Raw genomic sequence first — 14,366 nt, 5'->3', positions numbered from 1 at the left:
GGCGACTTTTTATGGCAAAGTCCAGGATGTGGGTGAGGGGCTAGGTCAAGGATAATTGCACCAAGGCGGGAAGATGCTTACGGTATATTTGCATTATGGATATAAAAAATATATATTAAGGTACTTGCAAAAGTCGTCTCCCCGACGGAGGCCTGGGGCTCATAGTCACCACAATTTTCCCGTCTTCTCCGTGCTAAAAGGAGTGATACCATGGGACCGGAAATAAGCTCATCAACCCAAGCACCACCCTCTCGCCTGACCGCCAAGGACTTTTCCAAAACAACCACGGACAGCCAAGGAACAATGCAGAAAGTGCGGCAGGCTCAGGCAGAGCAGCAAAGAGCCGCGCAAAACACAGCGGCGGCCCAAGCCTCGGTCCAAGAATCCCAAAACAACCTGCGCGCCGCGCAGGCGGAAGAACGACTAGCAGCGGAGAGAGTAAGTTCGGCCCAGGCTGAAAGCCGAAAGAACAACCAGCCCCAGCAAACCAAGACAACCGGAAAAATCATCAACGTTCTGGCCTGACCCTGTTGCCCCCCACCTGAACGGATTATATCGAACCGACAATCCGCCCCCCTCGACCAAACAGATACCCCTGCTTTTTTAATGATTGTTGAAAATTCGAACAGACTCCACTAGATTGAGTAGACATCCGTGGCAGCCTGACATTGATGCCCTGCTTTGCAGGCAACCCTCAAAAAACAGGCATCACCTTTCTCAAGGTATCATCGCCCCATGCGTCCCCCCAAAAAACAAAAACATTTTGCCGCGGGAAGGCCGCTCCCAAATGCTCCCTCCAACCAAAGGCCCTCCTTCGATATTGAGCAAGCCTTGGCAACGGCCATCAAAAATCACCAATCTGGAAACCTGCAACAGGCGGAAAAGATATACGAAGAGATCCTGGCCATAAACCCAAATCATGCGGAAACATTGCATGCGCAAGCGATCATGGCCTGCCAGCGCGGACAGCATGCCGTAGCAGTCACACTCTTCCAGAGAGCCATCCACGAAGACCCTGCAAAAGCAAAGTATTATTATAATTTAGGCAATGCCTTAAAAGATCTGGGGCAATTTGATCAAGCCGTGCCATGTTACGGACAGGCCCTGCTCTTAAAGCCGGATTATATTGAAGCGCTCAACAACCTGGGAACAGCTCTCCATAACCAAGGTAAATTCGACGAGGCGATTGCCTCCTACCAAGAGGCCCTGCGAATAAACCCCGACCACGCCGAATCCCTCTATAACCTGGCCGTCACCCTGCAATCCATGAATCGGCTAAAAGATGCCGTCTTATGTTACCAGAAGGCCCTGGCGGCAAAAGAAGATTTTCCAGAGGTGTATAACCGGCTGGGAATTATTTTTCACGAACAGGGCAAACTGGATGCCGCCATAAGCTGTTTTCAGCAGGCGTTGCGCATAAATCCGACTGTTGCCGATTTCCACTTTGGCTTGGCCACCACCCTCAAGGATCAGGGACACCTGAATGAGGCAATCGCCGGCTACCAGAAGGCCATTGAGTTGGCACCGGAATTTGCCCTTGCTTACGGGAACCTGGGCTCTGCCTTCAAACAGATCGGGAACCTTGATGGGGCCATAGTTTCCTGCCGCAAAGCCTTGCGGATTGATCCCGACATCCCCGAGGTGTATATGTTGCTTGCGACACTTCTTTTCATAACCCGAGACTGGGAGCAGTTTGACAAGCTGGTTGACGCCAGCTTGTCAAACCAACATCTCTACGAACAAAACAGGAACTGGCTCTATCTCCAAACGGCGTTGCAGGCGTGGATGATCGGCAATCTTGCCAGATGCACCGAATATCTTGATGCCGCGGCCTCAATCCAATACCTGAAACCTGAAGACATCTATGAAAAAAGCAGGCTGGCTTTTTACTGCCTGCTGAAAAAACTAACGGATTACAGAACAAACTCCCCACACCTGTATTCTGCTGAAAATTCCCTTCCGGCATATATGCTCGGTGACAGCCACTGTCTCAGCTTTGCCAATCTCCCTGTACGTATAGATGAAAATCCATTTACAATAGTGGCTAGGCTGGTCATGGGATGTAAGGCATACCACCTTTCACAAAAAAGACACAACCAATACAAGGAAGAATTGCTCAGGAATATCGCCGATATTCCTGATGGCAGCACGGCCATCCTCTCTTTTGGCGAAATTGATTGCCGAACCGACGAGGGAATATATTCTGCCTGGATAAAAAAGTTTCAACATCTATCGGTAGAGAAGATGGTTCGGGATGTTGTGGAAGGCTATCTTGAATTTGTTTCTGAGGTAACGAAGGGACGAAAATTCAGGTTGATGCTGCTCGGTGTTCCTGCGCCAACAAGGAGCACCGTTAGCGGTTTAACGGCTGAAGAAATCCCTACCTATGTTTCCATTCCCCGGCTATGGAATGAATATCTACAACGTGCCACGCTACAAAAGGGCTGGACCTTCCTCGATAATTATTCTCTGACCTGCGACGACCAAGGATTTTCCCATGGTCGCTACCATATTGACGACCATCATCTTTATCCTGCCGCTCTTGCCTTGCTTGTCGCAGAGCATGCCATAACCCCTCATTTTTCACCCTGAAACCCGGCCAATCTTTTTCTCCCCAGCAGCCAAACCGCGACAATACTCACCTCATAGAGCACAATCAGGGGGAACGCCATGAGGCACTGATTGATCACGTCCGGGGTGGGGGTAAGGATGGCGGCGATAACAAAGGCAAACAGGATGGCATACTTGCGGTGCCTGTTCAGAAAGGCCGCATTGACCATGCCCATTTTGGCCAGCAGCACCATAAAGATGGGAAGTTCAAAAATAACGCCAAAGGCAATGAGCAGACGCAGGCAGAGGGAAAAGTATTCCTTTACCGTGGGCATGGGGCTTAAAAAATCATTGGAGTAGCCGAGCAGAAACTTGAAGGCCGGAGGGAATACGACGAAATAGCCAAAGGCAGCGCCGCCAAAAAAGAAAAGCGAGGAGAGCAGACTGAAAGGCAGAATCACCCGTTTTTCATGCTGATACAGGCCTGGAGCCACAAACCGCCAGATCTGGTAAAAGATCACCGGACTGGCCAGGAGAAGCCCGGAAACCAGGGAAAGCTTTAGATAAAAAAAAACCCTTCCTGGTACGAGGTAAAAATCAGGCTGGAGCCTGCAGGCATGGCCTCGTACAGGGGCTTGAACAGCAACTGGCCAAGCTCTTTGCTGTAGGAATAGCTCAGGGCAAACCCTGCCACCGTGGCGAGCAAGGAATAGATCAGGCACTTGCGCAACTCAGTCAGGTGTTCTGTAAGAGCCTGTTTTTGAAAATCATCCATACCCGACCACCTAAAAAAAATCGTTCAAGAGAAGTTTTTGCAAAACTCTTCCAAATTAAATCCCCCTCCCTCGACGGGAGGGGGGCTGGGGGTGGGTGAAACTGGAATCTGCAGATTCCATTGGGCACTCCCCCTCACCCCGCCCCTCTCCCGCAGGTAAGCGCAGACTCCGAGGGGAGAGGAAGCTTTTGGACTTTTGCAAGAGGCTCAAAATACAAGCCAAGCCATACTACCCCTAATTCCCAACGCCGGTCAAGGACGAGCGTCGACAAAAAAAAGACACCCTCGACCTTCACTGAACAGTTTTATCTGCCGCGCTCAGGGCATCCTTGATTTGCATGTTCAATTTCCACAGCGGGGTGATTTTGCGAATTCTTTTCGGCGGCAACATATCCCACAAAACCCGACAATCAGCATGGCCACCTGGATTATGAAGGGCCATGCCATCAGGAGTTATGAAACCATTGAGGCGGATATCCCAAGCACCGCGCTCAATTTCCTGCTCAAGAATTTGCTCCTGCTCTCCCAGTGCGTATGCCTCGGCTTCGGGGGCAAGCCCACGCAACTCCGCGAGGATGGCCACCGCAAGGTCAAAAAAACCCTTGCCCTCGCCGACAAAATATCCAGCCGGATCCACGGCCAAACAATCGGTGATCAGCAGGCCCACTGGCCCCTGACAAAGCTCCTCCACCGCAACCCGGCGACCGTATTGGACAAGCCCTTTGTACCCCACGGCATAACTCAGGTGCTTGAAGGGTATTTCATATGGCGCCAGGAGATAGAAACCCTCTTTTAAGCCAGGCGCGGGAACCAAAAGCTCCTTGCCGTCCGTCAGGGCGTTGATTCTGATCTGTTGCAATCTTGCGGTAGGCCCGACAAATATCCTTTTGGCCTCCCGATACTTCTCAAGCCGCCGCACCAGCTCGGCGGACTTCCCGGAACCACTCCCCTCCGGCGCATCCGGGAAAGCTGCCCGCACCTCTTCTTTAGTAATCATGGCCGCGCCCGCTGCTGGTTTTAACAAAAAAAGCCGCCAGGCGAGTTCCTGTCGGCTTTGTTCTTGTTATGACTGTCCTTCTTGCAACTCAGGTTTTCTTCCTTTTTCCGGTCAACATTGCGTACTGAAAATGTTTTTTATCGTATCATGCTCTTCTGGTTGACCTGCGAAACCCGTACGCTACCGGAGATCTCCTCCGGTAGCCGGGAAGCCATTTCCTGTTTAGCAAATCCGTGCTCGACCAGGGTGGCGACATCATCCCACATGGAGGCGCTGCCCAGCAATGAAACAATAATGGCCTGACCGTTCCGCTGGAATTTCCCGACATAGGTTTTGCCGGCAGCCACCGTATAGCCGGTTTTTCCGCCAACCGCGCCATCCAAGGTCCACAAGGCCTTATTGTGGCTCCGCAACACCTTGCCGTCACTGGTGTGTACCTGGGTGGTTGACATGCGCTCGGCAAACTCGGGGTTATGCATGGCCCGGTTAAAAACCGTAGCCAGATCGCGGGCCGTGGTTTGCTGGCCTTCCTTGGTCAAGCCATTGGCGCTTTTACAGATGGTATTTTGTGCACCAAGGGATTCGGCCTTTTTGGTCATCAAGCGGGCAAAGGCCTGCTCCGAACCGGCAACCTTTTCCGCCAAAGCCACGCTGGCATCATTTGCCGAAGCAAGCAACACGGCGTTAATCAAATCGTTGGCCTGATAGGAAGCGCCTTTTTTCAGGTAAACCTTCGAAGCCGGCATGTTCGCGGCATACGCGCTGGCACGCACCATCTCATTGCCATTAAAACTTTCAACGGCAATGAGGCCGGTGATGATTTTAATGGTGCTGGCAGGCTGACCAGGCCGATCGGCACTGCGGTTGTACAAAACCCTGCCGGTCTTGGCATCCATGATACAAGCGCTGCGACAGGTGAGTTTTCCCTGCAGTGCGGCGTTTGCGGCGTTGCTCTCTTCTCCCGCCCATTCACTTTTCGGCTCTTCGTGGGCAACAAGCGTGACTACTTTTGCCCGCCTTTCCTGCTTTGGTGTTATATTTCCCTGGTCAGGCGCAAATTTGTGCAGCGAAGTCAAGGACACCACTTTTGCATTTTTCACATGATTTTGCGCAGTTGCCGGAGGAGCGAGCAGAAAAACAAGCAAGGCAACAGAGAGAATATGTCGGAAAGAAAAAGAACTCATAGGGTATCCACATTCAGGTTGAAAAGTTTATCCAGAAAAAGGCTTATAATTTCAAATTACTAGAACTCTATTTAGCTATAATTTATACTTGCCTACAAAATCAAGTTTTTTTTTGAGGTTTTTGTCCTATCTTGTTGATTTATTGTTTTTCCAACCACGAAAAAAATTACAGACCCAGTAGCGGAGAATTCTTTCTATCTTTCCTTATCGACCATAGCCTCCTTTCCCTTTACAGACGGTCTCATAAAAAGGAAACAATGCACCAAGTCCGTAACCTAAATGAAAGCATACCAAGCCATCGCTGTTGCAATCGCGGCCTGCCGAAGAAAGACGCTTATCTGCGATGCGAAGAAAGAAAAAATTATAACCGAATATCCCTGGGAGAACAACCATGCCATCCCCATCGGGGCACTACCTCACCTTCATTTTCACCTTCAAAAAAATACACGGCCAAGTCATTTGTCTCGGCAATCTCCCCATCCATCTCACCTTCTCCCCGGAAAAACATGAGATGGCAAAACAGTGGCTTGAAAAACACCACGATCTCTCGGGCATAACAGACAGCACCGGCCGCCATTATTTTGCTGATCTGCTTGGGGAATTTTTCGAGGGCCGCCGCCAGAAATTTCCACCGCAGGCCAGATCGCCATTTGTGGAAAAGGGTACCACCTTCCAGAAACGCGTGTGGGATTGTATCGCCGAAATTTCTTATGGAGAAACGAAGACCTACGGGGAATTGGCGCAAGCCCTGGGCAACCCTGGCGCTGCCCGGGCGGTGGGACAGGCCTGCAACGCCAATCCCCTGGCTCTTATTATCCCCTGCCATCGGGTGACAGGTTCTTGCGGATTGGGAGGATTTGCCGGAGGGTCCGATGTAAAAAAACACCTCCTGCAGTTGGAACAACGGACCATGAGGCGAGAAAGCAAAAACCGGCTCTAGCCACAAAGGCTAAAGCATCTTCATAATCTCCGCGGGGATATCGTACAGCGGAACAACCTTGTCCACTCCGCCGGCTGCGATGGCCTCCTTGGGCATCCCAAAAACGACGCAGGTTTTTTCATCCTGGGCGATTGTTTGCGCGCCAGCCTCTTTCATCTTCAACATGCCTTGCGCGCCATCCTTGCCCATCCCGGTGAGGATAACGCCAACCGCGTTGGCCCCGCCGTAGGCAGCTACCGAATTAAACAAAACATCCACTGCGGGCCGTTGATAACAGACCAGCGGCCCGCTTTTGATATTGACATAGTACCGGGCACCACTGCGGCGCAGAACCATATGAAAATTCCCCGGCGCAAGCAAAGCCGTGCCGGGCACAACGGAATCCCCATCCTGCGCCTCCTTTACCCGAATCTGACAAAGGCTATTGAGCCTCTCGGCAAAACTGGTGGTAAAGTTGGCAGGCATGTGCTGGACAATCATGATCCCTGGCGCATTGGCAGGAAACTGGGTAAGAACATCCTTCAGGGCTTCGGTGCCGCCGGTGGAGGCGCCGATGGCGATCAATTTATTCGTCGTCTTTGTCAGGGAAAGCCGGGGGGCATCGGCGGGACGAACCGTGGCAAGATGCAGGGCCCGTTGCGCCATGTTCACATGGGAGGCAGCGCGGATTTTTTCGGCAAGCTGGGCGCTCATGTCGCCGACTGAATAGGCCTCGCCTGGTTTGCAGATAACATCAACCGCCCCGCTGTCCATGGCCTCCATGGCCAGAGCTCCGCCCGCCTTGGTCAGGGAACTGACGATGATGACCGGAAGCGGGAAATAACGCATCAGCTTTTTCAGAAAGGTAATGCCGTCCATCCGGGGCATTTCCACATCAAGCGTCACCACATCGGGCTTGAGGGCGACGATCTTATCCCTGGCCACATAAGGGTCTGGCGCCGTGGCCACGACCTCGATGTCTTTTTCGTGTGACAATTCCTCGCTGAAAACCTTGCGGACCACCGCGGAATCATCCACCACAAGTACGCGTATTTTTCTCATGAGCTCTTCTTGTCTTTCTGGTATCTCAAAAAAAACAACCCCATTTTTCCCCGGGGTTTGCCCCTTCTACGCGTGGGTTCCGACAACCCAAAGAATCCCGAATTCGGTGCTAAACATACAAAGCCCGGTCGCGCCGAGCAGGGTCTCCGGAGAGAACTCATCAAGCACCCGGGCTTGCGGAATAGCCAGCGAGGCCTTACCCCCTGGGTCCAATTTGCCCAGCAAACTGCCGATGGCCATGTTTGCCGTTTCCGCAGCCGTGTCTTTGATCTGCCCGTCCGGCACCCCATCCTCATCAACCCCGAGAAAATTCACGGTGATATTCTTGCCAAGCTCCCAGGGAAAATAAAAATGGAAAGTGCCATTACAGCCCCCGGTATAACTGATCGTGGCCTCGACGAACTTGCCGCGACCGAGCTCTTCTTTTCCTGGCGCCTCTTCAAGCGGCTCCAGAAAAGTGAAAAACATGGTCTCAAAAACCTCTGAGAAAGTTGCAAATATGACCCGCCGCAAATCCTCATCCATTCAACAATCCTCCCGGCTCTTTTCCCAATCCCCAATCATCTGCAACCTGCCTCGTCGCCCGACCATTCCCCTTCTTCGTGCGATTACACATGGCAGACAGGTATAACTCTCCGTAACAACTATTAGAAATCACCATCCCCACCAGCTTCTTCGCCCGGCTTCTCTTCCAGCCTGTGTGCATAGGCCTTTTCCAGCACCTCATAGAGGATTGCCTTGATGGTCTCCGGTTGGAACGGCTTTTTCACGTAGCCCGCGACGCCAAATTTTCGCGCCTCTTCTTGACGGGCATCGCTGGCCTCGGTGGTAATGAAGATCAGGGGAATCTTTCGCAGGTCCGCATCTTCGCTGATCTTTTGCAAGAGCTCCATCCCGCCCATTTCCGGCATGTTGATGTCTGAGAGAATCACATCGATCCAGGTTCGCGCTAAAATAGCCAGAGCCTCTTTGCCATTGGCCGCCTCATGAAACTCTCCGACAGGCACCCCGGACATGCTCACGGTTTTCTTGATCACGGCCCGCATGGTTTCAGAATCGTCTGCCACCAAAATATTGAAAGCCATCGCCCTCTCTCCCGCTTCCTTAAATTATTCCACCTTGGACATGCGCCACTTTCCGCGCTGCCCGGTTCCCCAACTGTTCCACTCAGCTCAGCAGGCTGCGGAAGAATTCGGGGATGAATGTAATCCTTCTACAGTCTTCGCAACCAAATACCCGCGCCGTTTCAAATGGCACGAACGCAGAAGGATTCGTAACAGCGCCTGCCGAACCCTCCTAAATATGAAAAAGCTCCTGAGCCCGATCGAGCTCCATGAAAAGATTGGCCATACACAGCTCAAGATGCATGGAGGTGATGCCAAACCTTTTCAAGCCTCCACCCTGCATTTTCACGGACAAGCCATCAGCCCCGACCCCAATCCCCATGCTGATCACCAGGGCATTGGCCAAGGCCACGATCGCGGTAAGGGGATCCTTTTCCAGGGCATCCGGGTCATGGTGCTGCAAAACAGCCAGCTCTATCTCCTTGGGAAAATCCCACTGGCTCATGATCATCCCGCCCAACTCGGCATGGGATGCCCCCACCAGCTCCTTCTCCGCCTCGACAAAGGAACAGCCGTCCTGGACCACCTTCATCATGATTTTTTTAAAATCATCGGCAACAAAACTGCTCAGAAACCGTTTGCCGATGTCGTGCAAAAGCCCTGCCGTATAGGCACTCCCCGGCTCCACACCCTTGACATACTTGACCAGCTCCTTGGCCATGATGCCCACGGCAATGGAATGTTTCCACAGCTCCCCCTGATCCAGCTTGTAGCCTTCGCCGGCGGCGCCTTTATAAAAACGGGCACTGCTGCTGGTGATAATAATATCCTTGAGGGTATCATTGCCGACAATAACCAGGGCCTCATCCAAGGAAGAAACCTTGCGAGACAATCCAAAATAAGCGGCATTGCAAATCTTTAATACATTGGCGGTAATCACCTGATCGTATTGAATAACCTCGGCCAGCGCGGTGGCACTCACCTCCGGGTCATTCAACATCTCCGAAACCCGCTGGGCCACCTTGGGAAAGGGCGGAACATGCTTTACCAGAGAAAGTATCTCATCCAGACGGCTCATAACTCAAACTCCCCTCTTCCAGAAACCTTCAAATGGGTAATCCCTGTCCCGATCTCCAAACTCACCGTACGGTTTCCCGTACCACCGACATCTTCCTTGGCCAGCATGATCTGGTTCTTCCAGAACATCTTCCGCAAAACCGCTTGGTTTCGCTTGCCGATATTAAAGATCCCGGCGTTGTCCATGATTTGTGATCCGCCGACCGCCTTGACGATCAAACGATTTTTAATGGCTCCGAACTTATACGTTTCCTTGAACAACCTGGGGATGCCGGTATCGGCAAACATGAAGGGCTTGGCCTCCGCCTTATCCTTATCAAGAGAGGAATCCGGCAGCATGTAATGCAACATTCCCCCGACCTTGGCCACCGGATCCCAGACCACCACCCCGATGCAGGAGCCGAGGGAATAGGTAATCAGGACATCGTCCGGCTTATTGCTGACCTTCATATCTGAAATGCCAACGATTATCTTCATGCGTTCTCTGTCCTATAACCGTCATTGCCCAAGCCCTTCACTCAAGGCAACGGACTTCAGCGTGTAACTATTCAAGCACCACCTCTGCGGCAACAGCGAAACAGCGCTGCTGAACAGTTACAAATGGGATGTTTCAGCCTATTTTTTCGCTTTTAGCTGAATAGTCACTTTATCGTTTTTGATATGCGGTCGCATCGATCTGGGTAAAATTATGATTCAAACCGCTGATGCTTTCGGAATGGCCGATAAAAAGATAGCCACCCGGGGTAAGGGCCTGATGAAATTTGCGCACCAGCTCCTGTTGGGTTTCCCGGTTAAAATAGATCATGACGTTTCGGCAGAAAATAACATCTATGGCCTCGCGCCAAGGGAAATCACCCATAAGATTGAAGTGGTCAAAATGCACCATCCGGCGCAGATCTTCCTTAACCTTCACAAAGCCATCGGAACTGCCCACCCCTTTCTGGAAATATTTTTTCAGAAAGGCCTTTGGCACCTTCGCAATCCTTTCATCGGTGTAGACGCCCCTCTTCGCTTGCGCCAAAACCCGGGTAGAAATATCAGTGGCCATGATGCGATAGCGCGTCCCTGGATGCTGACTGACGAAATCCTCCACCACCATGGCCATGGTGTATGGTTCCTCGCCGGAAGAACTGGCGGAGGACCAGAGAAGAATCTCCTTGTTTTTCCCCCGCCCTTCCTTGACAAAGGCGGGCAGAACAGTGGATTTCAATATTTCGAAATGGGAGTTTTCCCTGAAAAATGAAGTGAAATTGGTGGAAACACTGTCGATGAGATGAACAAGCTCATCCCCAGACCTGTCGTGGATGACATACGCATAGTATTCTTTAAACGAGTCTATCCCGGTGGCCCGCAGTCTTTTGCCCAGGCGGGCGTTCAGCAGTTCTTTTTTTTCCGGCTTCAGAAAAATTCCGGTTTTTTCATACACCAGATCGCTGAATTTCTGAAACAACCCATCGCTGAGTTGTTGATAGCGAATACCGCTTGACCCGTCATTATTCAATGCCACAAAACCGCCCCCTTGGTATCCAGGCAGAAAATCTCCCTGCTAGGAGGCCAACTGCTGCAAAAGCCCTTCGCCGACAACCCTGTCCACATCAAGCAGAATCTTGACCTCGCCTTTGGTTTTCGCCATGCCCAGAATGTTTTCGGTTTCAGACGAAGAACCGAGGGAAGGCGGAGGTTCGATTTCACCGGCGGCAATATTCAGTACTTCCGAAACCGAATCAACGACCATGCCGACCTGCACCGGAGCCGTTTGCCCCTGCACCTCGACCACGATGATACAGGTTCTCTCGTCATATTCCTTGTGATTCATGTTGAATTTAAGCCGCAGATCCAACACTGGAATAACCTTGCCCCGCAGGTTGATTACCCCCCGAATATAAGACGGGGTGTGCGGCACAGCCGTAATCTCCATGACCCCGATGATCTCTCTGACGCTGAGAATTCCGACGCCGTACCCCTCATTTCCCAAGGAAAATGTGAGATATTTCCCTGCCAGTTCCGCCCCTTGGCCTAAATTCTGCGCTACGCTTGCTGCTTCCATCAACATCCTCCTTTTTCATGAAAGGCCCACAGGGCGACTCCTCTGCCCCTGGGATGAAAACATGCCACAACTCCGCCTGTTTGCGAAAAAACTCAATCCGCCTTATTGGCAATAACACCGGCCAGATCAAGAATAAGACCAACCCTGCCATCGCCGAGAATAGTACCTCCGGCAACGCCGGGCACATCAAGGCCGCCGAGGTTTTTGATGACGACCTCCTCCTTGCCCAGGAGTTCATCAACCATCAAGGCGCGACGCCTCCCCTCATTTTCCACCACCACGACAATGGCGTCACAAGGGTCCGTATAGGTAGAGGGTACACCAAATTTTTCATACAGCCTAATAATCGGCACCAGCTCGCCGCGGACCAACAGGTTCTCCCCCCGACCGTGCACCGTGCTGTAGTTTGTGCGATCCGGACGCATGGATTCCTGAATAGCAATGGTCGGAATAATGTACCGTTCGCTGCCGACCCGGACAATGATGCCGTCGATGATCGCCAGGGTCAAGGGCAGGCGAATCATGAACAAAGAGCCTTTGCCCGACTGGCTTTGCACCTCCACCTTGCCCCGCAGCTTTTCCACCGCCTTTTTCACAACGTCCATGCCCACCCCACGGCCGGAAACATCGGTAATCTTGTCCGCTGTGGAAAAACCCGGAAGAAAAATAAGGTTGTTCAGTTCAAAATCGGACAGATTATCGGATTCGCTGACCAACCCGCGCTCAATGGCTTTTTTTCTAATTTTCTGGGTGTTAAGCCCCTCGCCATCGTCCTCGATCTCGATCATCATGCTCCCGCCTTTCTGGTAGGCGCGGAGAAAAACGGTGCCGGTTTCCGGCTTGCCGCACTTCTCCCGGTCGGCCGGGGGAGAGATGCCATGGTCCACCGAGTTTCGCATCATGTGGACAAGCGGGTCGTAGATGGATTCCACCATGTTGCGGTCAATCTCGGTATCAGCGCCTTCCATGATCAGGTCCACTTTTTTCCCTGATTTTTTGGAAAGATCACGGACCAACCGAATCATTTTATCAAAGGTTTGCTTGATGGGAACCATGCGCATGGACATGGCAGTGCGCTGCAACTCCGAGGTGATTCGGGTCAGCTGGGAAAAATCCTTGGTCAGCTTGGGGTCGGCGATCCGGGACACAAGCTTATTCTGACGAACCAGCGATTGCATGATCACCAGTTCACCCACCGCGTTCACCAGAGCATCGAGTTTTTCCACATCAACTTTGATGGAGGCGCCGATTTTTTTCTGGCCCGAATCGGCAGAAGAACGAGCCGCAGAGCTTGCCGGGGGCTCGGCTCTCGGGGAGGCAACGACCTGCGCAGCCCTGGCAGGGGCCGCCCTGGACGGGGCAACTGGCTCAGCCTCCTCCTCGCTTGCCAATGGTTCCGCCTCTTCACTTTCTTCGGGAAGTTCCGGCAGCAAATCCGGCGCCGGCGGAGAGACAGGTTCGACCGATGGGGCCTCACTTCCTCCTTCTTGCAGCTGGGTGATGCTCGCCAGGAAGCTGCTGATATCGGTATCCTTGTAATTAGCGGGTCCATTCTGCAAGACATTCTTGATGTCTTCAACCATGGATTTCAGCGCATCGCCGACGGTCAGGACTATGTCAATGACTGCGGAGTCCATGGCGCGTTTGCCATTACGCACATCGTCCAACAAATTTTCCGTGGCATGGGCCAGCCTGTTAATGGTTTTCAGGTTGAGAAAGCCGGAAACACCCTTGATCGTATGGAATGGCCGGAAGATATTATTAATGATATCTTGGTCATCCGGGCTCTGCTCCAACTCAAGCACGTTGACCTCGATGGACTCAAGATGTTCAAATGCTTCCTCAATGAATCCGGCCAGCAGGTCCGTATCTTGGAGAAAATCAGGCAGCGCCTCCTGGCTCGGCCCGCCCGCCGCCGCGGGATGCGCCTGCGGCGCGGCGACGGCGCAGGCTTCCTCCGCCATGGTCGCATCTTCGTTCTCGGCCATCCCCGCAGCCGCCGCTTCGGTCTTCCCCATAAGCGCCGATGGTTGTAAGGAAAAACCGATTTTTTTCATGTTATCGCAGAACTGCTCAAGGATTTTCTCCCCGGGCCGGCCCTCTTTCCGGGCCGACTCCTGCATCTCGCTAATGCACTGACCGAGAAGATCATAGTTTTCCGCGGAATCTGCCAGATCTCCCATGATGAATTTTTCAAGAGCCCCCTTGAAGGCTGCGGCCATTCGCTGAATAACCATCGGAATATCCGCAGCGGCCTGCCCAGGCAACAACTTCTCAATCAGGTCGAGCAACTCTCCAACAATGGAAAGGTCGCCAGGCTCAATCATCAGAATCTTCAAGGCCATTTCATCCAGAAGATCGGGCAATGGTTTATGACCAACTGACATACATGCACTCCTTAGCAAAACGAAAAAAGCAAAGACCGACAGGAAATGGTGCTCACCGCCTAGAGCAAACAGGATACCGTGTCATATTATGCTTCCATCCTGCGCAAACATCAATAAATATTGCAAGTTTTTTCTTGTCGCCCCACTGTGAGTGTCCGTACCCGGGCGAATATGCCGTGCCTATTCTCGCACAATGCGATGGTGTCGCAAAAGGTCATCACCCCGGCAAGGCCGGGGTCCAAAGCGACTACATCCTCGCAGCCAAAGATAGAACAACATGCTGAAATCACAAGAAAAATAACAA

General features: G+C 52.2%; 13 protein-coding genes and 1 pseudogene. 3 read left to right on the top strand and 11 right to left on the bottom strand.

Annotated elements, in window-relative coordinates; translation table 11 throughout:
* The first annotated feature begins 210 nt into the window (after positions 1-210).
* Complete coding sequence (locus ACZ46D_RS01495) at positions 211-525, top strand: hypothetical protein (protein ID WP_464928270.1); 315 nt, start codon at positions 211-213, stop codon at positions 523-525.
* Between the two features lie 210 nt (positions 526-735).
* On the top strand, positions 736-2,592 hold the full coding sequence (locus ACZ46D_RS01490) for a tetratricopeptide repeat protein (RefSeq protein WP_464928269.1): 1,857 nt from the start codon (positions 736-738) through the stop codon (positions 2,590-2,592).
* On the opposite strand, the pseudogene tatC reads toward ACZ46D_RS01490, so the two are convergent.
* The 3 genes and pseudogenes from tatC to ACZ46D_RS01475 form a co-directional block, all read right to left on the bottom strand.
* A pseudogene (gene tatC, locus ACZ46D_RS01485) lies at positions 2,577-3,325 on the bottom strand (twin-arginine translocase subunit TatC). The gene ACZ46D_RS01490 and the pseudogene tatC sit on opposite strands and share 16 nt — an antisense overlap.
* Before the next feature lie 292 nt (positions 3,326-3,617).
* A complete protein-coding gene (locus tag ACZ46D_RS01480; protein WP_464928268.1) occupies positions 3,618-4,322 on the bottom strand; it encodes a 5-formyltetrahydrofolate cyclo-ligase in 705 nt (234 codons plus the stop codon).
* Between the two features lie 137 nt (positions 4,323-4,459).
* Positions 4,460-5,506, bottom strand: coding sequence for a D-alanyl-D-alanine carboxypeptidase family protein (locus tag ACZ46D_RS01475; RefSeq protein WP_464928267.1), 1,047 nt, complete (start codon positions 5,504-5,506; stop codon positions 4,460-4,462).
* Between the two features lie 391 nt (positions 5,507-5,897).
* On the opposite strand from ACZ46D_RS01475, the gene ACZ46D_RS01470 reads away from it, so the two are divergent.
* Positions 5,898-6,446: a methylated-DNA--[protein]-cysteine S-methyltransferase gene (locus tag ACZ46D_RS01470; RefSeq protein ID WP_464928266.1), complete on the top strand. Its 549-nt coding sequence runs from the start codon at positions 5,898-5,900 to the stop codon at positions 6,444-6,446.
* A gap of 9 nt (positions 6,447-6,455) precedes the next feature.
* Here ACZ46D_RS01470 and ACZ46D_RS01465 read toward each other — a convergent pair whose 3' ends face one another.
* The 8 genes from ACZ46D_RS01465 to ACZ46D_RS01430 all read right to left on the bottom strand — a co-directional run bounded on the left by ACZ46D_RS01465 (position 6,456) and on the right by ACZ46D_RS01430 (position 14,062).
* Positions 6,456-7,487 carry a protein-glutamate methylesterase/protein-glutamine glutaminase gene (locus tag ACZ46D_RS01465; protein WP_464928265.1) on the bottom strand — a complete coding sequence of 344 codons (1,032 nt, stop codon included), beginning with the start codon at positions 7,485-7,487 and terminating at the stop codon, positions 6,456-6,458.
* A 66-nt stretch (positions 7,488-7,553) separates the two neighbouring features.
* On the bottom strand, positions 7,554-7,955 hold the full coding sequence (locus ACZ46D_RS01460; RefSeq protein ID WP_464928264.1) for a chemotaxis protein CheX: 402 nt from the start codon (positions 7,953-7,955) through the stop codon (positions 7,554-7,556).
* A 179-nt stretch (positions 7,956-8,134) separates the two neighbouring features.
* Positions 8,135-8,572 (bottom strand): response regulator, encoded by a 438-nt coding sequence (locus tag ACZ46D_RS01455; RefSeq protein WP_464928263.1) that lies wholly within the window; start codon positions 8,570-8,572, stop codon positions 8,135-8,137.
* A 211-nt stretch (positions 8,573-8,783) separates the two neighbouring features.
* The gene (locus ACZ46D_RS01450) at positions 8,784-9,629 is read right to left on the bottom strand and encodes an HDOD domain-containing protein (protein ID WP_464928262.1); all 846 of its coding nucleotides are present in this window, start codon (positions 9,627-9,629) and stop codon (positions 8,784-8,786) included.
* The gene (locus ACZ46D_RS01445) at positions 9,626-10,105 is read right to left on the bottom strand and encodes a chemotaxis protein CheD (RefSeq protein ID WP_464928261.1); all 480 of its coding nucleotides are present in this window, start codon (positions 10,103-10,105) and stop codon (positions 9,626-9,628) included. Before ACZ46D_RS01445 ends, ACZ46D_RS01450 begins: the two co-directional genes overlap by 4 nt.
* Positions 10,106-10,274: 169 nt before the next feature.
* Positions 10,275-11,135, bottom strand: a complete 861-nt coding sequence (locus tag ACZ46D_RS01440) for a CheR family methyltransferase (protein WP_464928260.1) — start codon at positions 11,133-11,135, stop codon at positions 10,275-10,277.
* A gap of 39 nt (positions 11,136-11,174) precedes the next feature.
* Complete coding sequence (locus ACZ46D_RS01435; RefSeq protein ID WP_464928259.1) at positions 11,175-11,675, bottom strand: chemotaxis protein CheW; 501 nt, start codon at positions 11,673-11,675, stop codon at positions 11,175-11,177.
* Between the two features lie 92 nt (positions 11,676-11,767).
* Positions 11,768-14,062, bottom strand: a complete 2,295-nt coding sequence (locus ACZ46D_RS01430; protein WP_464928258.1) for a chemotaxis protein CheA — start codon at positions 14,060-14,062, stop codon at positions 11,768-11,770.
* Positions 14,063-14,366: the final 304 nt, after the last annotated feature.

The sequence above is a fragment of the Thiovibrio sp. Mzg5 genome (genome assembly GCF_055379285.1).
The sequence above is the reverse complement of the archived record's forward strand: the minus strand, read 5'-3'. Positions and strand labels throughout refer to the sequence as shown.